Here is a 25,904-nt window from a genome sequence, read left to right as displayed (position 1 = left end):
AGATGAAAAATGAAAGAAAAAAACTATTGGCAAAAATTGCTTATCTCTACTATATCGAAGAAAGAAGCCAGTCTGACATTGCGGCTGAGACAGGGATTTATCGCACCACCATTAGCCGAATGCTGGCAGAAGCTAAAAAAGAGGGCATTGTAAAGATTGAGATTGAAGACTTTGATACCCGCTTGTTCCATTTGGAAAACTATGTAAAAGAAAAATATGGGCTCAAGGGAATCGAAATTGTCAGTAATTTAGTGGATGAATCTCCAGCAGACCTGGAAGAGAGGTTGGCTCAAGCTGCTGCAGGTATGCTGCGCAGCCTGATTAAAGACAATGATAAAGTAGGATTTTCTTGGGGCAAGAGCTTGAGCCTTTTAGTAGAGCACTCCAGCAACAAGCATTTGACAAATGTTCATTTCTTTCCTTTGGCAGGTGGTCCCAGTCATATCCATGCTCGCTATCATGTGAATACCCTCATCTATAGCATGGCTGGAAAATACCATGGGGACTGCCGTTTTATGAATTCCACGATTATTCAGGAGAATGAGCAACTGACAAATGGAATATTGGCGTCTAAATACTTTGAAGATCTAAAAAGCAGCTGGCAGGAGCTGGATGTGGCTGTGGTTGGTATTGGCGGGCAGGTTGACACGGGAAATCGTCAATGGCTGGACATGCTGACCCCAGAGGATTTTCTTGCTCTAGAGAGTCAGGATGCTGTCGGAGAAATCTGCTGTCGCTTCTTTAATAAAAAAGGGGAGATGGTCTACCAGCATTTGCAAAATCGAACGATTGCCATCTCTTTGGAAAATTTGAAAAAGGTGCCGCTTAGTCTAGCCTTTGCTTATGGCAGTCAAAAATCTGCTGCTATCTTAGCGGTGTTGCGAGCTGGCTATGTCAATCACTTGGTCACAGATGAAGCGACGATTTTAAAAATGCTAGAACTAGATGGAGATAGGAGTTTCCTCACTTCTTGATGGCAGTAGAATCTCAGGTGAAATAAGATTTCCAAAACTAAATTCAGGAATCCTATTTTTTAATAGTGGATTAGCGGCTATGTATGGAGGTGGATTGTTGATTTGAAAAAGCCGATGAAACAAAAATTGACTAGTTTAGCCACAGGGGAGCTAGTCGCTGTGCTAGTATTTTGGATAAATTTTTTCCTGCTAAAAAAATGGTTTTTTACTACTGGAGCTTTGATTTCTATTTCTTTCTCCTTGTTTGTACTGAGTTTTATTCTGATACAGGGCTCTGTTTTCTGGTGGATTTTGATAAAAAGGATTTCCAATCCAAGATTTGCTGAAATATATGCAGGCAAAATTTACAGGATACTAAAGAGCTTAGACCTTATTTTACTGGGTGTGGGAGCACCGATAATTATGTTAAATTACAGTGAATTTCCCACATTCATAATCTCTTTTGCAATTTGGTTTTTTGCTGTCATCGAGTGGATGAATTATTTTAAATTGCAATTATCCTACAGTCTGAATCCTGTTGTTTTATTGAAGTATATCCTCCAGAGGAAATTGCGGAAAAGTAAAATAGCAAAGGAAATTGAGAAAGCCGCATAAAAAAATAAGTTCCGGTTTCTTAACATAACACAATATGAGGAAGAAGAAGCGAATAGCTGCTGCTTCTTTTTTTGTGCCGAATCTGCTTATCGTTCTTATCTAATAGAGTGCCTTTGATTCGCAGTTGCATAAAGCTGTACAGAATTGTCCTTTATGGGGGAGTTTTTATTTTTTGCACAAATGTGCGAAAAAATTTAAATAAGCTAATTTGTTCTATAATATATTGACGGACTGAGATAAAGGTGATACATTCTAGTTACAAACAAAAATAAATCACTTTCAAACAAAAGAACAGGTTTTTGTTAATTATAAAGATAGGAGCGGTTGTAACATATGGAAATGATTGTAGCAGATCAAATTATCATGGGCCTTATCCTAGATGCCGGTGATGCCAAGCAGCATATTTATCAAGCTTTATCACTAGCTAAAGATGGTAAGTTTTCAGAATGCGATGAGCAGATTGAGCTTGCAGATAAGGCGCTGTTAGAGGCCCATAACTTGCAGACCAAGTTCCTAGCTCAGGAAGCTGGAGGAACGAAAACAGAGATTACAGCGCTGTTTGTCCATTCTCAAGATCATTTGATGACCAGCATTACAGAGATTAATCTCATCAAGGAAATCATCGACTTGAGAAGAGAATTACAAGGGAAAAAATGAATCATAAGGAGGGTGAAAAGATGCTTAAAATTGGTTTGTTTTGCGCGGCAGGTTTTTCAACAGGAATGTTGGTCAACAATATGAAGATAGCTGCAGCTGAAAAAGGGCTGGAAGCTGAGATCGAAGCCTACTCTCAGGCTAAGCTGGCTGATTATGCAGCGGATCTGGATGTCGCTTTATTGGGTCCGCAGGTAGCCTATACACTAGACAAATCTACAGCTATTTGCGACAGCTGCCATACTCCGATTGCAGTTATTCCGATGGCTGATTACGGTATGCTAGATGGTAAAAAAGTGCTAAACCTCGCTTTGAGTTTGTTGGATAAACATTAAAATCAAGGAGCTTCGTCATGTCTAAAGTGGATACTCAAAAAATCATTGCGCCGATTATGAAGTTTGTCAATATGCGCGGGATTATCGCCTTAAAAGATGGTATGTTGGCAATTTTGCCTCTTACAGTTGTGGGAAGTCTATTCTTGATTGTAGGGCAATTACCGTTTGAAGGTCTAAATCAAGCCATTGCTGGTGTGTTTGGGGCTGACTGGACAGAACCGTTTATGCAGGTTTATTCAGGGACCTTTGCCATTATGGGGCTGATTTCTTGTTTTTCAATTGGTTATTCTTATGCCAAGAACAGCGGTGTAGAGCCTCTGCCGGCAGGAGTGCTGTCTCTTTCTTCCTTCTTTATCCTTTTGAAATCCTCCTACATACCAGAAAAGGGTGAGGCGATTGCAGATGCGATTGCCAAGGTCTGGTTTGGCGGACAAGGAATCATTGGGGCCATTCTCATTGGTCTGGCAGTTGGCAGTATCTATACGATTTTCATTCAAAAGCATATTGTCATCAAAATGCCAGAGCAGGTTCCGCAAGCGATTGCCAAGCAGTTTGAAGCCATGATTCCGGCTTTCGTTATTTTCTTGCTGTCGATGCTTGTTTACATTATTGCCAAGATAGCGACTGGTGGTGGTACATTTATTGAGATGATTTACGATGTCATTCAGGTGCCTTTGCAAGGTCTGACGGGCTCTCTGTATGGAGCTATCGGTATTGCTTTCTTCATTTCTTTCTTATGGTGGTTTGGCGTTCATGGGCAGTCCGTTGTCAATGGTGTCGTAACAGCCTTGCTGTTATCAAATCTGGATGCTAATAAGGCTCTGCTTGCTGCAGATAAGCTGTCTGTCAGTCAAGGCGCTCATATTGTGACCCAACAGTTCTTGGATAGTTTTCTTATCTTATCGGGATCCGGTATCACTTTTGGAGTGGTCGTGGCCATGCTCTTTGCTGCCAAGTCCAAACAGTATAAGGCTCTGGGGAAAGTTGCTGCTTTCCCGGCAATCTTCAATGTCAATGAACCAGTTGTCTTCGGTTTTCCGATTGTGATGAATCCAGTCATGTTCCTGCCCTTCGTTTTGGTTCCGGTTCTGGCTGCTTTGATTGTCTACATGGCGATTGCGGTTGGCTTTATGCAGCCATTCGCAGGTGTGACTTTGCCTTGGAGTACACCGGCTATCATTTCTGGCTTTATGGTCGCTGGCTGGCAAGGGGCAGTCATTCAAATTGTCATCCTAGCTATGTCCGCCTTTGTCTATTTCCCATTTGTGAAGTTTCAGGATAAGATTGCCTATAATAACGAATTGGAAAATGAAGAATAATCTGACTTTGATGAATAAAAACACAAAAGTTTCTTGGCTCAGATGGCACAAATGTGCAAAAAATCTTTAATTCAGTAATCGCCTATAAATGATTGAATTCTAGAATTTTGCATGTTACAATAGTTACGAAAGAAATAAATTAAATTTCATAAGAAAGGTCGTGACCAAATGATCCAAGTAAAAGAAGTAGAAAAAACAACAATAAAAACAGACTATTTTGGCAGCTTAACAGAGCGGATGAATAAATATCGGGAAGATGTTTTAAATAAAAAGCCCTATATTGACGCAGAGCGTGCTGTCCTAGCTACTAAGGCCTATGATAAGCATAAGGAAAAACCAAATGTGTTGAAACGTGCTTACATGCTCAAAGAGATTTTGGAAAATATGACGCTCTATATCGAAGATGAAACGATGATTGTCGGTAATCAGGCTTCATCTAATAAAGATGCACCTATTTTTCCAGAGTATACTTTAGAGTTTGTACTCAATGAACTAGATCTTTTTGAGAAGCGGGACGGAGACGTCTTCTACATCACAGAGGAAACCAAAGAGCAGCTCCGCAGCATCGCTCCTTTCTGGGAAAACAATAATCTCCGTGCTCGAGCAGGGGCTCTACTTCCAGAAGAAGTTCAGGTTTATATGGAAACTGGCTTCTTTGGTATGGAAGGAAAGATGAACTCTGGGGACGCCCACTTGGCGGTCAACTATCAAAAACTCTTGGCTTATGGACTGAAAGGTTTTGAAGAAAAAGCTCGCGCAGCTAAGGAAGCTTTGGATTTGACCGATCCGGCTAGTATTGATAAACACCACTTCTATGATTCCATTTTCATCGTAGTAGATGCTGTGAAAGCTTATGCGGAGCGTTTTGTAGCCTTAGCCAAACAACTGGCTGAAAAAGCAGAGCCTAAGCGCCGTCAAGAGCTCTTAGAAATCGCTAGAATCTGTTCTAAAGTGCCTTACGAGCCAGCATCAACCTTTGCTGAAGCTGTTCAGTCTGTTTGGTTTATCCAGTGTATTCTTCAGATTGAGTCCAACGGACATTCACTCTCTTATGGCCGCTTTGACCAGTACATGTATCCTTATGTCAAGGCAGATTTGGAAGCTGGACGTGAAACAGAGGCTAGCATTGTAGAACGCTTAACCAATCTCTGGATTAAGACGATTACCATTAATAAAGTCCGCAGTCAGGCCCATACATTCTCATCTGCGGGCAGTCCCCTTTATCAAAATGTGACAATCGGGGGCCAAACGAGAGATAAGAGAGATGCAGTCAACCCACTTTCCTACCTTGTGTTGAAATCTGTAGCTCAAACTCATCTTCCTCAGCCGAATCTGACCGTTCGTTATCATGCAGGCTTGGATGCTCGCTTTATGAATGAGTGTATCGAAGTCATGAAGCTTGGTTTCGGTATGCCAGCCTTCAATAATGATGAAATCATCATTCCGTCCTTTATCGCCAAAGGCGTTTTAGAAGAAGATGCATACGACTATAGTGCTATCGGCTGTGTGGAAACTGCTGTGCCTGGTAAATGGGGCTACCGTTGTACAGGCATGAGCTACATGAACTTCCCTAAGGTGCTCCTCATCACTATGAACGATGGGATTGATCCAGCATCTGGCAAGCGCTTTGCGCCAAGCTTCGGTCATTTTAAAGATATGAAGAGCTTTGCTGAGCTGCAAACGGCTTGGGACAAGACCTTGCGCCATTTGACCCGCATGAGTGTCATCGTGGAAAATTCTATCGACCTGTCTCTTGAAAGAGAAGTGCCGGATATCCTCTGCTCAGCTTTAACAGATGATTGTATCGGACGCGGTAAGCATTTGAAAGAGGGTGGAGCTGTCTATGACTATATTTCTGGCCTTCAAGTCGGTATTGCCAATCTATCAGACTCATTGGCGGCCATCAAGAAGCTGGTCTTTGAAGAAGGCAGGCTGACTCCGGCTGAACTCTGGCATGCACTTGAAACAGACTATGCAGGTGAGCGTGGTAAAGAAATTCAAGAGATGATGATTCATGATGCACCAAAATATGGTAATGATGATGATTACGCAGATAAGCTAGTGACAGATGCTTACGATATTTATGTGGATGAAATCGCTAAATATCCAAATACCCGTTATGGCCGTGGTCCAATTGGCGGTATCCGCTACTCTGGAACATCTTCTATTTCAGCCAATGTTGGTCAAGGTCGCGGTACCTTGGCGACACCAGATGGCCGCAATGCTGGAACACCGCTCGCTGAAGGCTGCTCTCCATCCCACAATATGGACAAGAACGGCCCGACCTCTGTATTGAAATCTGTTTCCAAATTGCCGACAGATGAAATCGTAGGAGGCGTTCTGCTCAATCAAAAAGTGAATCCTCAGACCCTGTCTAAGGAAGAAGATAAAGTGAAACTTATTGCCTTGCTTCGTACATTCTTTAACCGTCTGCATGGCTATCATATCCAATACAATGTCGTTTCTCGGGAAACCTTGATTGATGCTCAGAAGCATCCTGAAAAACACCGCGATTTGATTGTTCGCGTTGCAGGCTACTCTGCTTTCTTCAATGTGCTTTCCAAGGCGACACAAGATGATATTATCGGGCGTACGGAGCACACATTGTAAAAGAGGTCCAATTTATGGAATTCATGCTTGATACCTTAAATTTAGAGGAGATAAAAAAATGGTCGGAAGTCCTCCCCTTGGCGGGAGTGACTTCTAATCCGACCATCGCAAAAAAAGAAGGAAAAATAGATTTCTTCGAACGGATTCGCGCCGTTCGGGAAATCATAGGAGAAGGTCCATCTATCCATGTGCAGGTTGTTGCCAAGGATTATGAGGGAATCTTGAAAGATGCTGCTGAAATTCGAAAAAAATGCGACGATGCTGTCTATATTAAAGTTCCAGTCACACCGGCTGGGCTGGCAGCTATCAAAACTCTCAAAGCAGAAAGCTACAAGATTACAGCGACAGCCATTTATACAACTTTTCAAGGGCTATTAGCTATTGAAGCGGGGGCTGACTATCTTGCTCCTTACTATAACCGCATGGAAAATCTCAATATTGATTCAGATGCTGTGATTAGCCAGCTGGCTCAGGCGATTGAGCGGGAACATTCCGCTAGCAAAATATTGGCAGCTTCCTTTAAGAATGTTGGCCAAATCAATCGTGCTTTTGCTGATGGGGCCCAAGCCATTACAGCAGGACCTGATGTCTTTGCAGCAGCCTTTGCCATGCCGTCTATCGCTAAGGCAGTAGATGACTTTGCTGCTGACTGGTCAGCAATTCACAATCAGGAATACATTTGAAAGGCATATATAATGCTCTATCTATAAAAAAGAAAGAGGTGTTCTATGAGAATTTTTGCAAGCCCGTCTCGTTATATTCAGGGAGAAAATGCCCTGTTTGAAAATGCAAAACAGATTCTTCAGTTAGGCAGCCATCCAGTCTTGCTTTGTGATGATATGGTTTACCAGATTGTTGGGGAAAAGTTCAATGACTATCTTACCCGTTATGGCTTTCATGTGCTGCATGTCGCTTTTAACGGAGAAGCTTCTGACGCTGAAATTGATCGGGTCGTTGCTTTGGCTGAAAAAGACGGAGCAGACTTGGTTATTGGTCTAGGCGGTGGGAAAACGATTGACAGTGCGAAGGCGATTGCAGACATACTAGGACGCCCTGTGGTCATTGCGCCAACCATTGCCTCTACAGATGCTCCAACTTCAGCACTTTCTGTTATCTATACAGAAGATGGTGCCTTTGAAAAATACATTTTCTATAGTAAAAATCCTGAACTTGTCTTGGTGGATACGAAAGTGATTGCTGGGGCGCCAAAACGGCTTCTGGCTTCTGGGATTGCAGATGGTTTAGCGACTTGGGTAGAAGCTCGTGCTGTCCAGCAAAAAAATGGCACTACCATGCTGGGACAAAGACAGAGCCTAGCTGGTGTAGCGATTGCGAAGAAGTGTGAAGAAACACTATTTGCAGATGGCCTGCAGGCTATCGCAGCCTGTGAAGCGAAAGTCGTGACCCCAGCTCTGGAAAATATCATTGAAGCCAATACCCTTCTCAGTGGCGTCGGATTTGAGAGCGGCGGTTTAGCGGCAGCCCATGCTATCCACAACGGCTTTACAGCTCTCACAGGCGATATTCACCACCTGACCCACGGCGAAAAAGTTGCCTATGGGACCTTGACCCAGCTCTTCTTAGAAAACAGACCTAAAGAAGAATTGGAAAAATATATTCGCTTCTATCAAAAGATTGGTATGCCGACAACTCTGAAAGAAATGCATTTAGAAAATGCTAGCTATGAAGATTTGCTCAAAGTTGGTCAACAAGCGACGATTGAGGGTGAAACCATCCATCAGATGCCATTTGAGATTTCAGCTTCTGACATTGCAGGTGCCATTCTAGCAGTCGACCAATATGTCAAGGATTTGGATAAATAAAAGCAAAATACAAAACAAGCCACCTTTCAACCGCAGGGTTGATAGCGTGGCTTATTTTTTGGTGGAGAGCTCCCTTGTCTGATGTGTCTGGCAGTCATGAAATTCCGTCTTTCAAAATCCCTTGAAAATGGTATAATAGAAACAGTACAAAAAATGGAGAAAAGAATGGCTTATTATAATCACAAAGAAATCGAGCCCAAGTGGCAGAAATATTGGGCAGAGCACCATACATTTAAGACAGGTACGGACAAGGACAAGCCTAACTTTTATGCGCTGGACATGTTTCCTTACCCATCAGGAGCAGGGCTCCATGTAGGGCATCCGGAGGGCTACACGGCGACAGATATCCTCAGCCGCTACAAGCGCGCGCAAGGCTACAATGTCCTCCACCCTATGGGCTGGGACGCCTTTGGTCTTCCGGCTGAGCAATACGCCATGGATACAGGCAATGACCCAGCTGACTTTACAGCGGAAAACATTGCCAACTTTAAGCGTCAAATCAACGCTCTTGGCTTCTCCTATGACTGGGACCGAGAAATCAATACAACTGACCCCAACTACTACAAATGGACCCAGTGGATTTTCACCAAGCTTTACGAAAAAGGCCTGGCTTATGAAGCTGAAGTGCCAGTAAACTGGGTTGAAGAGCTGGGAACGGCTATCGCCAATGAGGAAGTTCTTCCAGACGGAACATCTGAGCGTGGTGGTTATCCAGTTGTCCGAAAACCCATGCGTCAGTGGATGCTGAAAATCACAGCCTATGCAGAACGTTTGCTTAATGACTTGGAGGAACTGGACTGGCCAGAGTCTATCAAGGATATGCAGCGCAACTGGATTGGTAAGTCAACCGGTGCTAATGTAACCTTCAAGATTAAGGACACAGATAAGGACTTCACCGTCTTTACAACTCGTCCGGACACCCTTTTTGGAGCGACCTATGCTGTTTTGGCTCCTGAGCATGCTCTCGTTGATGCTATTACAAGTGCAGAACAAGCCCAAGCAGTAGCAGACTACAAACACGCAGCCAGCCTCAAATCCGACCTGGCTCGGACTGATTTGGCTAAGGAGAAGACCGGTGTCTGGACAGGAGCTTATGCTATCAATCCTGTCAATGGCAAGGAAATCCCAATCTGGATTGCCGACTATGTGCTTGCAAGCTACGGAACAGGGGCTATCATGGCCGTTCCTGCGCACGATGAGCGCGACTGGGACTTTGCTAAGCAGTTTGATTTAGAGATTATTCCGGTTCTAGAGGGTGGCAATGCTGCTGATGCTGCTTACACAGAAGACGGTCCGCATATTAACTCTGGCTTCTTAGATGGCTTGGACAAGGCTGCCGCTATTGATAAGATGATTGCTTGGCTGGAAGCGGAAGGAGTCGGAAATGAAAAAGTCACCTATCGCCTGCGCGACTGGCTCTTTAGCCGTCAGCGTTACTGGGGTGAGCCGATTCCAATCATTCATTGGGAAGATGGGACTTCAACGACTGTTCCTGAAAATGAATTGCCGCTTGTCTTGCCTGTAACCAAGGATATCCGCCCTTCTGGTACCGGTGAAAGCCCTCTGGCCAATCTGACTGACTGGCTGGAAGTGACTCGGGAAGATGGTGTCAGAGGACGCCGTGAAACCAACACCATGCCCCAATGGGCTGGTTCTAGCTGGTATTATCTGCGTTACATTGACCCGCACAACAATGAGAAATTAGCAGACGAAGACTTGCTCAAGGCTTGGCTGCCAGTTGACATTTATATCGGTGGTGCAGAGCACGCCGTGCTCCATCTCCTCTATGCTCGCTTCTGGCACAAGTTTCTCTATGATATCGGAGTGGTGCCAACCAAAGAGCCTTTCCAAAAACTCTTTAACCAAGGGATGATTCTGGGGACTAGCTACCGTGACAGCCGCGGTGCTCTTGTCGCGACAGATAAGGTGGAAAAACGCGATGGTTCTTTCTTCAACATCGAAACAGGAGAAGAGCTGGAGCAGGCGCCTGCTAAGATGTCTAAATCCCTGAGGAATGTGGTCAATCCAGATGATGTAGTGGAGCAATATGGTGCCGATACATTGCGTGTCTATGAAATGTTCATGGGGCCGTTGGACGCGTCTATCGCTTGGAGCGAGGAAGGTCTGGAAGGCAGCCGCAAGTTCCTAGATCGGGTCTACCGTTTGATTACAAGTAAAGAAATCGTTGCGGATAACAATGGTGCTCTTGACAAGGTCTACCATGAAACAGTCAAGTCTGTCACAGAGCAGATTGAGGAGCTCAAGTTTAACACAGCTATTGCCCAACTCATGATCTTTGTCAATGCAGCCAACAAGGAAGAAAAACTCTATGTCGAATATGCTAAAGGTTTCATTCAATTGCTTGCGCCTTTTGCACCGCACTTGGCTGAAGAACTCTGGCAGTCACTAGCTCAAACAGACGAGAGCATCTCCTACGTAGCCTGGCCAACTTATGACGAAAGCAAGCTTGTCGAAGCAGAGGTCGAAATCGTCGTCCAAATCAAGGGTAAAGTTCGTGCTAAGCTAGTCGTAGCTAAGGAACTGAGCCGTGAGGAACTGCAGGAAATCGCTCTGGCAGATGAGAAAATCAAGTCTGAAATCGCCGGCAAAGAAGTCGTGAAAGTGATTAGCGTTCCAAATAAACTGGTTAATATCGTGGTGAAATAATACGTTTGCTACAGCATTATAGTGATTATAAAGAAAGGAGTCGTTTAAAACGGCTCTTTTTTCAATGCCTCTCTTCTCTTAAATAGTAGAACTTTTCTCATTTTTCGATTTTCTCTTGTATTAGTTCTAGATTTTATTTATAATCATTATAAATAAAAAGAAAGAGAAAATTTAAATAGTGGAAGAACATAAAATTGATACGAACTTTAGCGGTCGGCTGAATATATTGCGGGCTGGGGTTTTAGGAGCCAATGATGGTATTATTTCCATAGCAGGTGTGGTTATTGGGGTGGCTAGTGCGACGGACGATATCTGGATTATCTTTCTGTCTGGTTTGGCAGCAGTCTTTGCGGGTGCCTTTTCTATGGCTGGCGGAGAGTATGTATCAGTTTCTACTCAAAAGGATACAGAAGAAGCTGCTGTTGCCAGAGAGCGGGAGCTTTTAGAGAAAAATCCGGATATCGCTAGGCAGTCTCTCTATGCTGCCTATGTTCAAAATGGCGAGTGTGAGACTTCTGCCCAGCTCATGACTAATCGGGCTTTTCTCCAAGAACCGTTGGAGGCTTTGGTGCAGGAAAAATATGGAATCGAGATTGAGGAGTTCACTAATCCCTGGCATGCTGCCGTATCAAGCTTTTTAGCCTTTGCTGTTGGTGCGCTTTTCCCTATGATTACCATTATCCTGCTTCCAGCTACTATCCGTATCTGGGCAACTGTTCTAATCGTGGCCTTAGCCCTCTTGGGAACAGGCTATACCAGCGCTAGATTGGGTAAAGCACCACTCAAAAATGCTATGATTCGCAACCTCGTGATCGGTCTTTTAACCATGGCAGTCACCTATGCAGTAGGGCAAGTCTTTGCAATTTAGATAGTAGAAAAAGTTGAAGTCAGTAGTTTTACTGACTTTTTGAATTGTTAAATCTAGAGAAAAAATCCAGCTTTAACTATTGTCTGAATGAGTTCAGCGCACTTTTTTCTATTCTCTAATTCCAAAGTTCGAGAGAAAGAAGTGCGTGGCACTTCTTTTTTGTGAAAATTTTCCTTATATCAAGAAAACTTTTGGAAAATATGATATAATAGTTGCGTATAAAATATGAAAAGGAGTTTTTGTAACATGGCAAAACTTACTGTTAAAGACGTTGATTTGAAAGGTAAAAAAGTCCTCGTTCGTGTAGACTTTAACGTACCATTGAAAGACGGAGTGATTACGAATGACAACCGTATCACTGCTGCTCTTCCAACTATTAAATACATCATCGAGCAAGGCGGTCGCGCAATTCTCTTCTCTCACCTTGGACGTGTAAAAGAAGAAGCAGACAAAGAAGGTAAATCACTTGCACCAGTAGCTGCAGACTTGGCTGCTAAATTGGATCAAGACGTTGTTTTCCCAGGTGTCACTCGTGGTGCTGAATTGGAAGCAGCTATCAATGCTCTTGAAGATGGGCAAGTTCTTTTGGTCGAAAACACTCGTTTTGAAGATGTTGACGGCAAGAAAGAATCTAAAAACGATCCTGAACTTGGTAAATACTGGGCATCTCTTGGAGATGGTATCTTCGTAAACGATGCATTTGGTACAGCTCACCGTGCACACGCATCAAACGTTGGTATCTCTGCAAACGTTGAAAAAGCTGTTGCTGGCTTCCTTCTTGAAAATGAAATTGCCTACATCCAAGAAGCAGTTGAAACTCCAGAACGTCCATTCGTAGCTATTCTTGGTGGTTCAAAAGTATCTGACAAGATTGGTGTTATCGAAAACTTGCTTGAAAAAGCTGATAAAGTTCTTATCGGTGGTGGTATGACTTACACATTCTACAAAGCGCAAGGTATCGAAATCGGTAACTCACTTGTAGAAGAAGATAAATTGGATGTTGCGAAAGCTCTTCTTGAAAAAGCAAACGGCAAATTGATCTTGCCAGTTGACTCTAAAGAAGCAAACGCATTTGCGGACTACACTGAAGTGAAAGATACTGAAGGTGAAGCAGTGGATCCAGGCTTCCTTGGTTTGGATATCGGTCCTAAATCTATCGCTAAATTTGATGAAGCGTTGACTGGTGCGAAAACTGTTGTCTGGAATGGCCCTATGGGTGTATTTGAAAACCCAGACTTCCAAGCTGGTACAATCGGTGTTATGGACGCTATCGTGAAACAACCAGGTGTGAAATCAATCATCGGTGGTGGTGACTCAGCTGCTGCAGCCATCAACCTTGGCCGTGCAGACAAGTTCTCATGGATTTCTACTGGTGGTGGAGCATCAATGGAACTCCTTGAAGGTAAAGTATTGCCAGGACTTGCAGCACTGACTGAGAAATAAGCAGTAAGCTTAGAAACTTTGATTTTGTAGATAACAAGTACAAAACTGTAATAAGGAAAGACTAGTGAAAGCTGGTCTTTTTCTTGTATTCTTATTGTTCATTTAAAGAAAGATAGAGCAAAAAAAGATAAAAATAGGCAATATATGGGTAAATGTCCAAATTTATTCTAAGGTAAATAAAAGGAGCAAAAAATGCTTGCAAAACGAGGGAAAACTTGATAGCATTAAGATACATATTTATTCTGATGTTTAAAGAGAGTCAAAATGAGAAAGAAACTTCCTATTGGTGGTTCCCATTACTTTTTGATTTTCTGAAGGCATGGGAAAACTGCTGACTGTAGAAGTTAGCAGAGGGAGGAGAAAAATGAAGAAAAAAGAAGTTTTTGGTTTTCGGAAAAATAAGGCTGTTAAAACTTTATGCGGTGCTGTTCTGGGTGCGGCTTTTTTAACGTCAACGATGCAAGCAAGAGCAGATGAAGTAGTATCGGATACCAATAGTCCTATCAATACTGAAATAGCGAGCCCTGGAAATGCAGCGACCAATCTGCCTCAAGCCCAAGGACTAGCTAGTCAGGTATCTAAAGAGAGTCAGGCGCGAGCAAGTCAGGCAGATGGCGGTGTGACAGTGACTATTTCAACAGCTGATTTAGATGAAAGCGTCAAAAAAGCTCAAGAAGCTGGGCTGACAGTGGTCAAAGACCCAACTGTTGACAAAGGAGTAGCTCAGACTGCTCAAGAAACAGCAGACAAAAAAGCGGAGATTGCAGCAGATTATCAAGCGCAGGTAACCGAGATTGATACCAAGGTCAAGGAGTACAAAGAAAAAGTATCAGCCTACGAGGCGGAAGTAGCTCGGATTACAGCAGAAAACAAGGCGATAGCGGAGCAATATGCTAAAGATTTGTCTGCTCATCAAGCAGAAGTAGCTCGGATCACAGCAGAAAATGCTCAGCTGAAAGCAGATTATGAAGCTGCCCTTAGTAAATACAAAACAGATTTAGCAGCGGTTCAAAAGACCAATGCTGATAATGCGGCGGCTTACCAAGCGGCAAAAGCGGCCTATGATGCAGAATTAGCTCGTGTTCAAAAACTGAATGCGGAAACAAAGGCTAATTATGATGCGGCCCTGGCGGCTTATGCAAGTGAGCTTGATCGTGTTCAAAAAGCGAATGCGGCAGCTAAGGCCCGGTATGAAAAAGCTTTGGCTGACACTCAAGCTGCCAATGCTAAGATTGCTACTGATAATGAAGCTATTAAACAGAGGAATGCGGCTGCAAAAGCGGCCTACGAGGCAGCACTTGCCCAATATCAAACAGATTTAGCTACTGTCCGAAAGACCAATGCTGATAATGAAGCGGCATATCAAGCGGCTCAGGCGAATTATCAGGCAGAATTGGCCCGTATCCAAAAGGAAAATCAAGATAAAAAAGCTCAATATGAAGCAGATTTAGCAGCTTATGAAGCTAAAAAGGCTCAAGTTGAAGCTGAAAATGCGGCAGCTAAAAAAGAATATGAGCAAAAGCTAGCAGAGAATCAAGCTAAGAATGCCACTATAGCAGCTGAAAATGAAGAAATCAAGAAGCGTAATGCTCAATCCCAAGCAAATTATCAAGCTCAGTTGGCCCAGTATAATGCAGATTTGGCTGTCTATAACACAAAATTAGCCAAGTATCAGCAAGATAAGGCTAAATATGATGCTGAACAGGCCAAGATTAAGGCTGGACTGGCTATCGCAGAAACAAAGAAGACTGAAGACGGTCATTTGAGCCGTCCAATTGCGCAAAGCCTGGTTTTCAAATCAGAACCTAATGCTGATCTGTCACTGACTACAACTGGCGAGTTCGTCAGCTATGCTGGCATGGAAGCCGCTGTGAAGAATACTGCAGAGTTTTCTAAGAAACTCTTCCAGTTGGACAACTTCAAAGTAACGGATATTCAAAATGCTAACTATCAGACCAACCAGCAGGAAAGTTTTGGTACAGTTGGTAAGTATGCAGACTATAGTTCTAACGTAACAAGTGGTAAAGGGCCGACTGAATGGTCTTCTGTTTTGCTCAGCCGTGGTCAGTCTGCAACTGCAACCTATACAAATCTTCAGGGAACTTATTATCGAGGGAAAAAAGTTTCTAAAATCGTTTATACTTATACCCTTGATCCAAGCTCTCAATTCCGCAATGATAAGGCCTGGTTAGGTATTTTTAAAGACCCGACAATGGGAGTTTTTGCTTCAGCTTATACAGGAAATTTTGAAGATGCAACCTCTCTCTTTGTGAAGACGGAATTTGTCTTTTATGATGATAAAGGCCAACCGATTAATTTTGATCAGGCCTTGATGTCCGTGGCTTCCCTCAACCGTGAAGCTAATTCTATCGAAATGGCCAAAGATTATACCGGAACTTTCAACAAGATTTCAGGTTCATCTATTGGTGAAAAGAACGGCCAAATTTATGCGACTGAGTCTGAAAACTTCAAAAAAGGAGTTGGCGGATCTCGCTTTACCATGTATAAGAATGCTCAGCCGGACTCAGGCTGGGACACTACAGATGCTCCTAACTCATGGTATGGAGCAGGAGCGGTAGAAATTTCTGGCACAACCAACAGTATGACGATTGGAACAATTTCCTCTTCTGAAGTGTTAGGCCAGCCAGAGGCTACTGATCCACGTAGGGCTGACAAACTAGCTCCTAAGAAGCCAAATATTTGGTTTGCGATTAATGGTGATGTTCGAGCGAATGATCTGCCAATCATCACAGTAGAAGAACCGGAAGCGCCAGTAGCTCCTACAGCTCCTGCAGTGCCAAGCGAAGAAGCGCTTAAGCCTTTGGATCCAGCTCCAACTACACCAACACCGAAGGCTCTTCCAACACCTCCGGCAGCACCGACTTATGAAAAAGATCCGACGCCACCGACGCGTACACCGGAAACACCAGAGCCTAGTAAGCCATCTGAGCCAAGCTATGAAGTAGAAAAAGCTGTCCGGCCAGCAGTGGTAGAACCGACCTATGAAAAGGAGCCAACACCTCCGGCAGCACCGACTTATGAGAAGGAGCCGGCAGCGCCAACTCCTACACAAGATACACCGGAGCCTAATAAGCCGGTAGAACCAACTTATAGCCCGCTGCCAACCTTACCAGCAGAGCCTGTTTATCAAAAAGAGCCAGCAGCGCCCGTAGCTCCGACTGTGCATTATCATTATCATCTCTTGCAATCTCAACCGCAGATTAACAAAGAGATTCACAATGAGCAAGGCATCAATATTGATAAGACTCTTGTAGCTAAGCAGTCCATCGTTCAGTTTGCCTTAAAGACAGAAGCTCTTCCAGCTGGACGCAGCGAGACGACTTCTTTTGTCATTGCTGATCCGTTGCCAAGTGGTTATGAAGTTGACTTAGAAGCAACAAAAGCTGCTAGTGCAGGTTTTGAAGTCAGCTATGATAAGGCTAGTCACACAGTAACATTCAAGGCAACTGCAGCAACCTTAGCTACTTATAACGCTGATACGACCAAAGAAGTTGCTACGCTCTTTACAACAGTGGTTGGCCGAGTACTCAATGATGGCGCAACCTATACTAATAATTTCACCCTGACCGTCAATGATGCCTATGGTATCCGTTCAAACGTTGTTCGCGTGACCACGCCAGGCAAACCTGATGATTCAGACAATCCTAGCAATAATTACATCAAGCCAACCAAGGTCAATAAAAATAAGGCGGGATTGGTGATTGATGGTAAGGAAGTCTTGGCTGGTTCGACCAATTACTACGAGCTGACTTGGGATTTGGATCAGTATAAGGGTGACAAGTCATCTAAGAGCACGATTCAAAAAGGTTTCTACTATGTAGATGACTATCCGGAAGAAGCACTTGAACTTCGTCCGGAATTAGTCAAGCTAGTAGATGCAGATGGCAAGGCTGTGGCAGGTGTGACAGTGACCCACTACGAGAGCCTTGAAAAAGCCCCTGCAGCAGTTCGAGAGCTCCTTCAAAAGGCGAATATCACTGTCAAAGGTTCTTTCCAACTCTTTGCAGCAGACGATGCCCAAGTCTTTTATGACCAATATGTCGTAACAGGTAAGTCTTTGACCATAACAAGCCCTATGGCAGTCAAAGAAGGAATGGGTCGCACAGGCGGTAAATTCGAGAACCGGGCTTATCAAATTGACTTTGGAAATGGTTATGCGACAGACGTAGTCGTCAACAATGTTCCTAAAATCAGTCCTGAAAAAGATATTACCCTGAGTTTGGATCCAACAAGTGCAGAGAACTTGGATGGCAAGGAACTGACTTTGGGACGGCATTTTAACTATCGTCTCATCGGAGGCTTGATCCCTGCTAACCACTCTGAAGGTTTGACAGACTATAGCTTTATGGATGATTATGACCAACGAGGAGATGAGTACACGGGTGTTTACAAAACCTTTGCCAAAGTGGACATCACGCTCAAAGATGGTAAGGTGATAAAGGCTGGTACAGATTTGGCTGAGTATACAGCTGCGAATATTGATCTTGAGAAAGGCTTGATTTCTATTCGTTTCAAGGAAGAATTCTTAGAGACTATTTCTCTGGATTCAGCTTTTCAGGCTGAAACTTATCTTCAGATGAAGCGGATTGCTGCGGGTACTTTTGAAAATACCTACATCAATACCGTCAATCGTATGGTCTATGCTTCAAATACAGTGACAACAGTCACTCCTAAGTCACAGCATCTGATTGTTTCAGATGTAAACGATCCAAGAAGAGCCAATCCAACTCCAGTGGCTAAAAAGATTCCTGTTTCTCTTCTGCCAGAAACGGGAGCCAAAGATGTAGTCTATCTGCCATATCTAGGTTTAGCAGCCATTATTGGTGCTTTAGGTCTAGGAAAATTGAAAGGTAAGGAAGACTGATAATAGATGAGGCTAGGGAATCCCTAGCCTTTTATCTTTAAAAATACTGCAAAATCTCATGTAGCAAAAGTCTAAATTATTTGTAACATGACAAAAACATAACTCTAAAAAAACTGACATGTAAATGAGGTATGATTTTTTTATCATCAAATTATACGGAGAAACACATTTATGAAAAAAACATTTGCTAAAGCGACTCTTGGTTTAACTTCCACAGCTTTGTTAGCGACAATCGGCGCTCAAGCTGTCAATGCAGATTCTTACGTTGTCCAGCAAGGGGACTCTTTTTTTGCCATTGCTAGTGCCAATGGGATGAATCCTTACGAACTTGCTGCCAATAATGGAAAATCAATTTTTGATACGATTAACCCAGGAGATGTGCTGCAAGTAAATGGCACTGCTTTGGCTCAGACATACAATCCTTACAGCGCTCCAGCTTATGAAGCGACAAGTGATGCTGCTTTGGTATCTGATACTGAAGATGTTGTCTTAAATACACCAACTGACTATGGCAATTCTTACCCAATCGGCCAATGTACTTGGGGCGTGAAAGAAATGGCTCCTTGGGCAAGCAACTGGTGGGGCAATGCTAATACTTGGGCAATCAATGCTGGTGCTCAGGGTTATGCAACAGGAAATGTCCCAGTAGCCGGCGCTATTGCAGTTTGGGATGGTGGCGAATACGGACATGTTGCTTATGTGACAGATGTGCAAAGCGACAGCTCTATCCAGGTCTTGGAAGCGAACTACAATCGCCAAAAGCAGATTAACAACTATCGTGGCTACTTTAACCCCAATGAATTTATGGGTGGTGTTACCTATATCTATCCAAACTAAAGATAATAACAACGAGGCTGGGACAGATAATGTCTCAGCTTTTAAATAGTCGATAGCTCTTGAAGCGCTAGCTGATAGGGCTTTTTCTTTGTGCGGGAAAAGTCCTGAGCAGAAAGAGTTTTTTTGAGACGAAATATGTTAAAATGAAGAGAGGGAGGATTTCCTGGAAGGAGACTAATGAGTTATTTCAATAAGTACAAGTTTGATAAATCGAAATTTCGTCTGGGCATGCGTACCTTTAAGACCGGTCTGGCTGTATTCATCATCCTTCTGCTCTTTGGCCTTTTTGGTTGGAAAGGGCTGCAAATCGGTGCTTTGACGGCAGTCTTTAGTCTTCGTGAGGATTTTGATAAGAGTGTCCACTTCGGGACATCGCGAATCTTAGGAAACAGCATCGGTGGTTTTTACGCTCTGCTATTTTTCATTGTCAATAGTGTTTTTAAGGAGCAGTATTGGGTCACCCTCCTTTTGGTGCCGGTCTGTACCATGCTGACAATTATGACCAATGTAGCTATGAACAACAAGGCGGGAGTCATTGGCGGAGTATCTGCCATGCTGATTATTACCCTGTCCATTCGGCCGGAAGATACCATCTTGTATGTTTTTGCTAGAATCTTTGAAACCTTCATGGGAGTCTTTGTTGCGATTCTGGTAAATTCTGATATAGATCGGCTGCGAACCATTTTTGAAAAGAAAAAATAAATCTGTGTAAGAAAATCTAACATTATTTCTTGACATAAGATTTATTTCGTCCTATAATAGTGCGTAGAGAGGAATTTGAATGAAGGAAAAAGAGTTTCGCCGAAACATGGCAGTCTTTCCCATCGGCAGTGTTATGAAACTAACGGACCTATCTGCCCGTCAGATCCGTTATTATGAAGACCAGAATCTGATTACCCCTGCTCGGAATGAGGGCAATCGTCGGATGTATTCTTTGAATGATATGGACCGCCTTTTAGAAATTAAGGATTATATTTCGGAAGGCCATAATATCGCTGCGATTAAGAGGAAATATGCTGAGCGTGAAGCCAAGTACCGCAAGACCATTAGTGACAAAGATGTCCGCCGTGCCCTGCATCATGACATCTTGCAGCAAGGCCGTTTTGCTTCTTCTCTGCCAACCTTTGGTCAGATGCGTCGACCATAGCTATTTTGTTTGAATTACAAGGAGAAATTTAATGTCTATTACAGCAGCTGATATCCGTCGCGAAGTAAAAGAGAAAAATGTTACCTTTATTCGTCTTATGTTCTCTGATATTTTAGGGACTATGAAGAATGTGGAAATTCCTGCCACGGATGAACAGCTTGACAAGGTCTTATCCAATAAAGCCATGTTTGATGGTTCTTCCATTGAAGGTTTTGTCCGTATCAATGAATCAGATATGTATCTTTACCCTGATCTGGATACTTGGACAGTCTTTCCCTGGGGAGATGAAAACGGCAGTGTAGCGGGTCTGATTTGTGATGTTTACACGACAGATCATGTACCGTTTCTAGGGGATCCTCGCAGTAACCTCAAGCGCGCCCTCAAGCATATGGAAGAGCTGGGCTTCAAATCCTTTAACCTCGGACCAGAGCCAGAGTTTTTCCTCTTTAAGCTGGATGAAAATGGCGATCCGACGCTGGAAGTAAATGACAAGGGCGGTTATTTTGATTTGGCACCGACAGATTTGGCAGACAATACTCGTCGGGAAATCGTCAATGTTCTGACCAAGATGGGCTTTGAAGTAGAAGCTAGCCACCATGAGGTAGCTGTCGGCCAGCACGAGATTGACTTTAAGTATGATGAAGTGCTTCGGGCTTGTGACAAGATTCAGATTTTTAAGCTGGTTGTGAAAACTATTGCTCGTAAGCACGGCCTTTATGCGACCTTTATGGCTAAGCCTAAGTTTGGCATTGCGGGATCTGGTATGCACTGTAACATGTCCCTCTTTGATCAAGACGGAAATAATGCCTTCTTCGATCCAGAAGATCCAAAGGGTATGCAGCTGTCAGAAACAGCCTACCATTTCTTGGGTGGTTTGATTAACCATGCTTATAACTACACAGCAATCATGAATCCAACGGTCAACTCATACAAACGTCTGGTTCCTGGATATGAAGCACCAGTTTATATTGCCTGGGCAGGACGCAATCGTTCACCGTTGGTGCGCGTGCCAGCCTCTCGTGGTATGGGTACTCGCTTGGAGCTGCGTTCGGTTGATCCGATGGCCAATCCATATATCGCTATGGCAGTTCTCTTGGAAGTTGGCCTGCACGGTGTCGAAAATAAAATCGAAGCTCCAGCCCCAATCGAAGAAAACATCTATATCATGACTCCAGAGGAGCGTAAGGAAGCAGGAATTACAGACTTGCCATCAACTCTTCATAATGCCTTAAAGGCCTTGACAGAAGATGAAGTTGTGAAAGCAGCTCTTGGCGAGCATATCTATACGAGCTTCTTAGAAGCTAAGCGTATCGAGTGGGCTAGCTATGCAACCTTTGTCTCCCAATGGGAAGTGGATAATTATCTGGATTTATACTAAACTTAGAGCAGGAGGATTGGCATATCCCCTGCTTTTTCGTGGAGGAGGAGAAAGATGGAAAAATTTCATGATTTTATTAAGCGTGTTTTTGATGAGCAATATGAGGCTTGTTTTGGTCCAGATATGCTTGAAAAACTTGAACCTCAAGATTATTATCTAAGGCGGGAGGAAGATGGCCAGTTAATTGCCTTGCTCCATGCCCAACAGGTGTTGGAAAATATTCATGTCAAGGCTTTGGTGGTGGATAAAGAACATCAGAAAAAAGGTTTGGGAGCCAGTCTGCTGGTAGAATTAGAAGAAAAGGCCGTAGAAGCTGGAGTAACTAGCATTACCTTGTCCACTAAATCTTATCAGGCCAAGGATTTTTACATCAAGCAAGGTTATGAAATCTACGCCAGTCTATCAGATGTCCCACAAAAGGACATTACCAAATATCATTTTATCAAGCGATTAAACGAAGCCATTTTCAAATAGATGGAAGTCAATTTGGCTTCTGTTTTTTAATATTCATTTGCATACATTCAGTATGTATGTTAAAATAAAGTTTAAGAAAAGGAGAACAAATGATTACCAGTTTATACCCCGTTTTAATGAGCGAAGATGTCCATCAAGCTGCACAATTTTTCATTGACTATTTCCAATTTCAGGAAACCTTCCGTTCAGATTGGTATATTAGTTTAAAGAATATCGAGAGTGGTTTTGAGCTTGCTTTTATTGATAGCAAGCATGGGACAGTGCCACAAGCCTACCAGTCTAAGGCGAGTGGTCTAATCATCAATATCGAAGTTGACAATGTGGATTTTCTTTATGAAGAATTGCGTCAGCAAGAAGAAATGGAGTTCCTTCTTCCTATTAAGAGTGAAGATTTTGGTCAGCGCCATTTCATTGTGGAAGCGCCGGGTTCTGTTTTGGTTGATGTGATTCAAGTAATTCCACCTAGCGCTGAGTTTGCGGCAAATTATTTGGAGAGTGAAGATGAATAAAAAACAGCAGGCTTCTCTAGAGACAAGCAAGAAAATATTAGCTATCGCCCGGAAACATTTTTCTTTAAAGGGTTATGCAGAAACTTCCTTGGAAGAAATTGTAGATGAATTGGGAATGACAAGAGGCGCACTTTATCATCATTTCGGGAATAAGAAAACTTTATTTACCGCCGTACTGGCACAAATTCAGTCCGAACTGGGATTTTATGTAGAAAAAAATGCCCTGGAAGCACACGATTCTTGGGAGCAGTTGGTGGAAGGCTGTGTTGCTTTTGTTCGTTTTGCGACCTTGACCGAAAATAGACGTATTCTCCTGCTCGATGGTCCCAATGTCGTTGAGTGGAAAGAGTGGCGTCGTCAGGACGAGGCTAATTCTTTCTTTCATTTGAGAGAACAATTAGACATTTTATCTAAAGAAAGAAGACTTATCTCTATTGATTTGGATATGGCAGCTCATATGATTTCAGGCGCCTTGAACGAGTTGTCTCTTTTTCTGGCTGAGAAAGAGGAAGAAGCAGAAGTCAGAGGAGCAGTGAGAAGTCTGTTAAGGGGATTTAGAAATTATGGCGAAAAAGGTTAAAGATTATTATGATTTGGTTTATGCGGAGGATTTGAGCCGTCGCTTGCAAGAAGTTACAGATAAGTTTGATGCTCAGTATTTTATGTCTCTAGTTGAAAGCGACTTAGAGGCTTTGGAATTTACTCAGCGTCAAGAGCTGCTTGCAAAGAGTATCAAAGAATGCTTGCCGCTTTCTTATGCTGATTCTCTGAAGATTTTTGAGCAGATACTTGGGCCAGAGTTAGAGGGCGGCCTGGGGATGTTCTCAGAGGGGTACTGGTTGTGGCCGATTGGCAAATACGTAGAACTTTATGGAGGTCAGGAATTCGATCTAAGTGCAGCCTTCAGCAAGGAATTAACCAAGCGATTTACTGGAGAATTTTCCATGCGGCCCTTGCTGGCTAATTATCCTAAAGCTACCATGGATTTACTGCTAGAGTGGAGCCAAGATGAGAATATGCGCGTCCGCAGATTAGCCAGTGAGTGTATGCGTATCCGACTGCCTTGGGCTAAGAAGCAGACTGTGGTCTTAGATTATTTTGATAAGTTTACTGCTATTTTAAGGAATCTAAAGGATGATGCGGATAAATCAATCCAAAAAAGTGTCGCTAATAATCTGAATGATTTATATAAAGAAGATCCTGAAAAATTTGAGAGTGTGATTGGAGCTTGGCAAGAGGAAGAATTGAGTCCGAGTTGCGCTTGGATTATTAAGCATGCTTCGCGAACAAAAAATAAAGCAGAAAAACAAGCTTTGCTGATCTAGCAAAGCTTGTTTTTAGTTATCTTCGTCTGGTGTAAGCACCATCGGAATAATAATAGGTTCGCGCTCGGTGCTTTCGTAGAGGAAAGGACGCAAGGCGTTGACGATAGCGCCGCTGACAGATTGGACGCTGGCGTCTTTATTCTTGAGTGCAATGCGAATGGCATTGAAGAGGATGCGCTGGCTTTGGCGAATGAGGTCACCTGATTCGCGCATGTAGATAAAGCCACGGCTGAGAATATCTGGACCAGCTAAAATCATCTTGGACTCAAAGTCAACCGTTGCGACAGCCAGGACAACGCCGTCCTCTGATAGGTCTTTACGGTCGCGCAGGACAGCAGCTCCGATTTCACCAATGCGGTTCCCATCAACATAAATATCCTGAGCGTTGAAGCTGCCGGCAATACGAGCTGAGTCAGCTGTCAGAGCCAACACATCACCATTACTCATGATGAAGATATTGTCTTTTGGTACTCCAGTATCAACTGCTAGACCTGCATGGACTTTCTGCATACGGTATTCACCATGGACTGGCATGAAATATTTAGGCTTGATCAAGCGGAGCATGAGTTTCTGCTCTTGTTGGCCACCGTGTCCAGAGGTGTGGATGTTGTTAATCTTGCCGTGAATCACTTCTACACCGGCTTCGGAAATAATGTTAATCAGCTTGTTAACGCTGGTCGTATTACCAGGGATAGGGCTGGATGAGAAGATGACTGTATCTCCTGGTTGCAGTTGAACCTGACGGTGGGTACCATTGGCAATCCGAGACAGGGCTGCCATCGGCTCACCCTGACTTCCGGTACACATAATCAGCACTTCGCCAGCTGGGTAGTCCTTGAGTTCATTTGGCTCGATGAAGGTATCTTTAGGAACCTTGATATAGCCCAACTCAATCCCGTTGACAATAGCCTTTTCCATGGAGCGGCCAAAGACTGCAATCTTACGGCCGGTCTTGACAGCAGCATCTGCTGCCTGCTGGAGCCGGAAGATGTTTGAGGCAAAGGAGGCGAAAATAATCCGTCCATGTATGCCTTCGATAATCTTCATGATAGATTGCCCGACCACTTTTTCGGAATTGGTAAAGGTCGGAACTTCAGCATTGGTCGAGTCAGATAGGAGGCAGAGAACGCCTTCCTCGCCCAGAGCAGCCATGCGGTGCAGGTCGGCCGGCTCACCGACTGGTGTAAAGTCAAACTTGAAGTCACCGGTACAGACAATCTTACCCTGCGGCGTATGGATGACAATTCCCAAAGGCTCTGGAATAGAGTGGGTTGTCCGGAAGAAAGTAGCTTTCAGATGCTTGAACTGCAGTTCTGTGTTTTGATTGATTTCATAGAGCTTGGCATCACGCAAAAGTCCATGCTCTTCTAACTTGCCGCGAATGAGGGCCAGGGCCAAAGGACCAGCATAGATAGGAACATTGGCTTGCTTGAGCAGGAAAGGAATACCGCCGATATGGTCCTCGTGCCCGTGGGTGATGAGGACAGCTTTTACGCGGTCAATATTTTCCACGATATAAGAGTAGTCGGGAATGACATAGTCAATTCCTAGTAGGTCGTCTTCTGGGAACTTGATACCGGCATCCACGATGATGATTTCATTTTGGTATTCAATCCCGTAGGTGTTTTTACCGATTTCGCCTAACCCACCAATCGCAAAAACGCCAACTTCTTTGGGTTTTAAGGTATATGCCATGGGTTAGAACTCCGTCAATTCAAAAGTGCCTGACTCTTTTTCGTATTCGAGGTGTTTGTCAGACAAGAGCTCGATAAATTCAATATTGTAAGGGGTATTTTCTTCGACTAACTTACGAGCCTGAATACGGCCTTCCAATTGATTAGCTGCTTCAATCTCTAAATAAAGGGCACGTGTCTTTTCACGGCGCGGACTGCGCTCTTTTGTTTCCTGATAAAAAACTTTGTAAATCATAAGATTCCTTTCTGTGATAAGGTCTAAAAAATAAAAGAAGGCAGGCGTTAGCGCATTTCTTCACATGATAAATTAAAAATGATAAATGGAAAGTGAGCGATTGCTGTGACTTCTGATAGGGCTTACTCAAATG

At 43.5% G+C, this 25,904-nt stretch carries 22 protein-coding genes; 20 read left to right on the top strand and 2 right to left on the bottom strand.

The window, feature by feature from the left end:
- Positions 1-2: 2 nt before the first annotated feature.
- The 20 genes from MFP28_RS10185 to MFP28_RS10090 all read left to right on the top strand — a co-directional run bounded on the left by MFP28_RS10185 (position 3) and on the right by MFP28_RS10090 (position 23,842).
- Positions 3-974, top strand: a complete 972-nt coding sequence (locus MFP28_RS10185; protein WP_002907362.1) for a sugar-binding transcriptional regulator — start codon at positions 3-5, stop codon at positions 972-974.
- A 102-nt stretch (positions 975-1,076) separates the two neighbouring features.
- Positions 1,077-1,568, top strand: a complete 492-nt coding sequence (locus tag MFP28_RS10180; RefSeq protein ID WP_002907361.1) for a hypothetical protein — start codon at positions 1,077-1,079, stop codon at positions 1,566-1,568.
- A gap of 333 nt (positions 1,569-1,901) precedes the next feature.
- Entirely contained in the window at positions 1,902-2,225 is a 324-nt protein-coding gene (locus tag MFP28_RS10175; RefSeq protein ID WP_002907360.1) for a PTS lactose/cellobiose transporter subunit IIA, read from the top strand.
- 20 nt (positions 2,226-2,245) lie between these two features.
- The gene (locus tag MFP28_RS10170) at positions 2,246-2,557 is read left to right on the top strand and encodes a PTS sugar transporter subunit IIB (RefSeq protein WP_032916294.1); all 312 of its coding nucleotides are present in this window, start codon (positions 2,246-2,248) and stop codon (positions 2,555-2,557) included.
- A 17-nt stretch (positions 2,558-2,574) separates the two neighbouring features.
- Positions 2,575-3,876: a PTS sugar transporter subunit IIC gene (locus MFP28_RS10165; protein WP_002907358.1), complete on the top strand. Its 1,302-nt coding sequence runs from the start codon at positions 2,575-2,577 to the stop codon at positions 3,874-3,876.
- A 168-nt stretch (positions 3,877-4,044) separates the two neighbouring features.
- Complete coding sequence (locus MFP28_RS10160; RefSeq protein ID WP_002907357.1) at positions 4,045-6,486, top strand: glycyl radical protein; 2,442 nt, start codon at positions 4,045-4,047, stop codon at positions 6,484-6,486.
- Between the two features lie 14 nt (positions 6,487-6,500).
- Positions 6,501-7,169: a fructose-6-phosphate aldolase gene (locus MFP28_RS10155; protein ID WP_002907356.1), complete on the top strand. Its 669-nt coding sequence runs from the start codon at positions 6,501-6,503 to the stop codon at positions 7,167-7,169.
- A 45-nt stretch (positions 7,170-7,214) separates the two neighbouring features.
- On the top strand, positions 7,215-8,309 hold the full coding sequence (locus MFP28_RS10150) for a glycerol dehydrogenase (protein ID WP_002907355.1): 1,095 nt from the start codon (positions 7,215-7,217) through the stop codon (positions 8,307-8,309).
- A gap of 165 nt (positions 8,310-8,474) precedes the next feature.
- Entirely contained in the window at positions 8,475-10,976 is a 2,502-nt protein-coding gene (gene leuS, locus MFP28_RS10145; RefSeq protein ID WP_032916098.1) for a leucine--tRNA ligase, read from the top strand.
- A gap of 178 nt (positions 10,977-11,154) precedes the next feature.
- Positions 11,155-11,844 (top strand): VIT1/CCC1 transporter family protein, encoded by a 690-nt coding sequence (locus MFP28_RS10140; RefSeq protein WP_002907353.1) that lies wholly within the window; start codon positions 11,155-11,157, stop codon positions 11,842-11,844.
- 246 nt (positions 11,845-12,090) lie between these two features.
- Positions 12,091-13,287: a phosphoglycerate kinase gene (locus MFP28_RS10135; protein WP_002907352.1), complete on the top strand. Its 1,197-nt coding sequence runs from the start codon at positions 12,091-12,093 to the stop codon at positions 13,285-13,287.
- A gap of 319 nt (positions 13,288-13,606) precedes the next feature.
- Complete coding sequence (locus tag MFP28_RS10130) at positions 13,607-18,172, top strand: antigen I/II family LPXTG-anchored adhesin (protein ID WP_002907350.1); 4,566 nt, start codon at positions 13,607-13,609, stop codon at positions 18,170-18,172.
- A 171-nt stretch (positions 18,173-18,343) separates the two neighbouring features.
- Complete coding sequence (locus tag MFP28_RS10125; protein WP_002907349.1) at positions 18,344-19,009, top strand: COG3942 and LysM peptidoglycan-binding domain-containing protein; 666 nt, start codon at positions 18,344-18,346, stop codon at positions 19,007-19,009.
- 177 nt (positions 19,010-19,186) lie between these two features.
- Positions 19,187-19,711 (top strand): FUSC family protein, encoded by a 525-nt coding sequence (locus MFP28_RS10120; RefSeq protein ID WP_002898470.1) that lies wholly within the window; start codon positions 19,187-19,189, stop codon positions 19,709-19,711.
- A gap of 79 nt (positions 19,712-19,790) precedes the next feature.
- Complete coding sequence (locus tag MFP28_RS10115) at positions 19,791-20,156, top strand: MerR family transcriptional regulator (RefSeq protein ID WP_002907348.1); 366 nt, start codon at positions 19,791-19,793, stop codon at positions 20,154-20,156.
- Between the two features lie 31 nt (positions 20,157-20,187).
- Positions 20,188-21,534: a type I glutamate--ammonia ligase gene (gene glnA / locus MFP28_RS10110; RefSeq protein WP_002896640.1), complete on the top strand. Its 1,347-nt coding sequence runs from the start codon at positions 20,188-20,190 to the stop codon at positions 21,532-21,534.
- Positions 21,535-21,588: 54 nt separating this feature from the next.
- Complete coding sequence (locus MFP28_RS10105; protein ID WP_002907347.1) at positions 21,589-22,008, top strand: GNAT family N-acetyltransferase; 420 nt, start codon at positions 21,589-21,591, stop codon at positions 22,006-22,008.
- 89 nt (positions 22,009-22,097) lie between these two features.
- Positions 22,098-22,517 carry a VOC family protein gene (locus MFP28_RS10100; protein ID WP_002907345.1) on the top strand — a complete coding sequence of 140 codons (420 nt, stop codon included), beginning with the start codon at positions 22,098-22,100 and terminating at the stop codon, positions 22,515-22,517.
- Complete coding sequence (locus MFP28_RS10095) at positions 22,510-23,097, top strand: TetR/AcrR family transcriptional regulator (protein WP_002907344.1); 588 nt, start codon at positions 22,510-22,512, stop codon at positions 23,095-23,097. Before MFP28_RS10100 ends, MFP28_RS10095 begins: the two co-directional genes overlap by 8 nt.
- Positions 23,081-23,842, top strand: coding sequence for a DNA alkylation repair protein (locus tag MFP28_RS10090; protein WP_002907343.1), 762 nt, complete (start codon positions 23,081-23,083; stop codon positions 23,840-23,842). The genes MFP28_RS10095 and MFP28_RS10090 overlap by 17 nt, the downstream gene beginning before the upstream one ends.
- 12 nt (positions 23,843-23,854) lie before the next feature.
- On the opposite strand, the gene rnjA is transcribed toward MFP28_RS10090, so the two are convergent.
- Positions 23,855-25,537 carry a ribonuclease J1 gene (gene rnjA / locus MFP28_RS10085; RefSeq protein ID WP_002898451.1) on the bottom strand — a complete coding sequence of 561 codons (1,683 nt, stop codon included), beginning with the start codon at positions 25,535-25,537 and terminating at the stop codon, positions 23,855-23,857.
- A gap of 3 nt (positions 25,538-25,540) precedes the next feature.
- The gene (locus MFP28_RS10080; RefSeq protein ID WP_002907342.1) at positions 25,541-25,771 is read right to left on the bottom strand and encodes a DNA-dependent RNA polymerase subunit epsilon; all 231 of its coding nucleotides are present in this window, start codon (positions 25,769-25,771) and stop codon (positions 25,541-25,543) included.
- Between the last annotated feature and the right edge of the window lie 133 nt (positions 25,772-25,904).

The sequence above is a fragment of the Streptococcus sanguinis genome, from assembly GCF_050234405.1.
In the GTDB taxonomy this organism is placed as follows: Bacteria; Bacillota; Bacilli; order Lactobacillales; family Streptococcaceae; genus Streptococcus; species Streptococcus sanguinis_W.
This window is presented reverse-complemented; position numbering and strand designations above follow the sequence as displayed.

What these genes read in the sequence shown, in the direction of transcription:
- MFP28_RS10185 (WP_002907362.1), top strand. Translation starts at nt 3, where the DNA reads ATGAAAAATGAAAGAAAAAAACTATTGGCAAAAATTGCTTATCTCTAC.
- MFP28_RS10175 (WP_002907360.1), top strand. Translation starts at nt 1,902, where the DNA reads ATGGAAATGATTGTAGCAGATCAAATTATCATGGGCCTTATCCTAGAT.
- MFP28_RS10170 (WP_032916294.1), top strand. Translation starts at nt 2,246, where the DNA reads ATGCTTAAAATTGGTTTGTTTTGCGCGGCAGGTTTTTCAACAGGAATG.
- MFP28_RS10165 (WP_002907358.1), top strand. Translation starts at nt 2,575, where the DNA reads ATGTCTAAAGTGGATACTCAAAAAATCATTGCGCCGATTATGAAGTTT.
- MFP28_RS10160 (WP_002907357.1), top strand. Translation starts at nt 4,045, where the DNA reads ATGATCCAAGTAAAAGAAGTAGAAAAAACAACAATAAAAACAGACTAT.
- MFP28_RS10155 (WP_002907356.1), top strand. Translation starts at nt 6,501, where the DNA reads ATGGAATTCATGCTTGATACCTTAAATTTAGAGGAGATAAAAAAATGG.
- MFP28_RS10150 (WP_002907355.1), top strand. Translation starts at nt 7,215, where the DNA reads ATGAGAATTTTTGCAAGCCCGTCTCGTTATATTCAGGGAGAAAATGCC.
- leuS (WP_032916098.1), top strand. Translation starts at nt 8,475, where the DNA reads ATGGCTTATTATAATCACAAAGAAATCGAGCCCAAGTGGCAGAAATAT.
- MFP28_RS10135 (WP_002907352.1), top strand. Translation starts at nt 12,091, where the DNA reads ATGGCAAAACTTACTGTTAAAGACGTTGATTTGAAAGGTAAAAAAGTC.
- MFP28_RS10130 (WP_002907350.1), top strand. Translation starts at nt 13,607, where the DNA reads ATGGGAAAACTGCTGACTGTAGAAGTTAGCAGAGGGAGGAGAAAAATG.
- MFP28_RS10125 (WP_002907349.1), top strand. Translation starts at nt 18,344, where the DNA reads ATGAAAAAAACATTTGCTAAAGCGACTCTTGGTTTAACTTCCACAGCT.
- MFP28_RS10120 (WP_002898470.1), top strand. Translation starts at nt 19,187, where the DNA reads ATGAGTTATTTCAATAAGTACAAGTTTGATAAATCGAAATTTCGTCTG.
- MFP28_RS10115 (WP_002907348.1), top strand. Translation starts at nt 19,791, where the DNA reads ATGAAGGAAAAAGAGTTTCGCCGAAACATGGCAGTCTTTCCCATCGGC.
- glnA (WP_002896640.1), top strand. Translation starts at nt 20,188, where the DNA reads ATGTCTATTACAGCAGCTGATATCCGTCGCGAAGTAAAAGAGAAAAAT.
- MFP28_RS10105 (WP_002907347.1), top strand. Translation starts at nt 21,589, where the DNA reads ATGGAAAAATTTCATGATTTTATTAAGCGTGTTTTTGATGAGCAATAT.
- MFP28_RS10100 (WP_002907345.1), top strand. Translation starts at nt 22,098, where the DNA reads ATGATTACCAGTTTATACCCCGTTTTAATGAGCGAAGATGTCCATCAA.
- MFP28_RS10095 (WP_002907344.1), top strand. Translation starts at nt 22,510, where the DNA reads ATGAATAAAAAACAGCAGGCTTCTCTAGAGACAAGCAAGAAAATATTA.
- MFP28_RS10090 (WP_002907343.1), top strand. Translation starts at nt 23,081, where the DNA reads ATGGCGAAAAAGGTTAAAGATTATTATGATTTGGTTTATGCGGAGGAT.
- rnjA (WP_002898451.1), bottom strand. Translation starts at nt 25,537, where the DNA reads ATGGCATATACCTTAAAACCCAAAGAAGTTGGCGTTTTTGCGATTGGT.
- MFP28_RS10080 (WP_002907342.1), bottom strand. Translation starts at nt 25,771, where the DNA reads ATGATTTACAAAGTTTTTTATCAGGAAACAAAAGAGCGCAGTCCGCGC.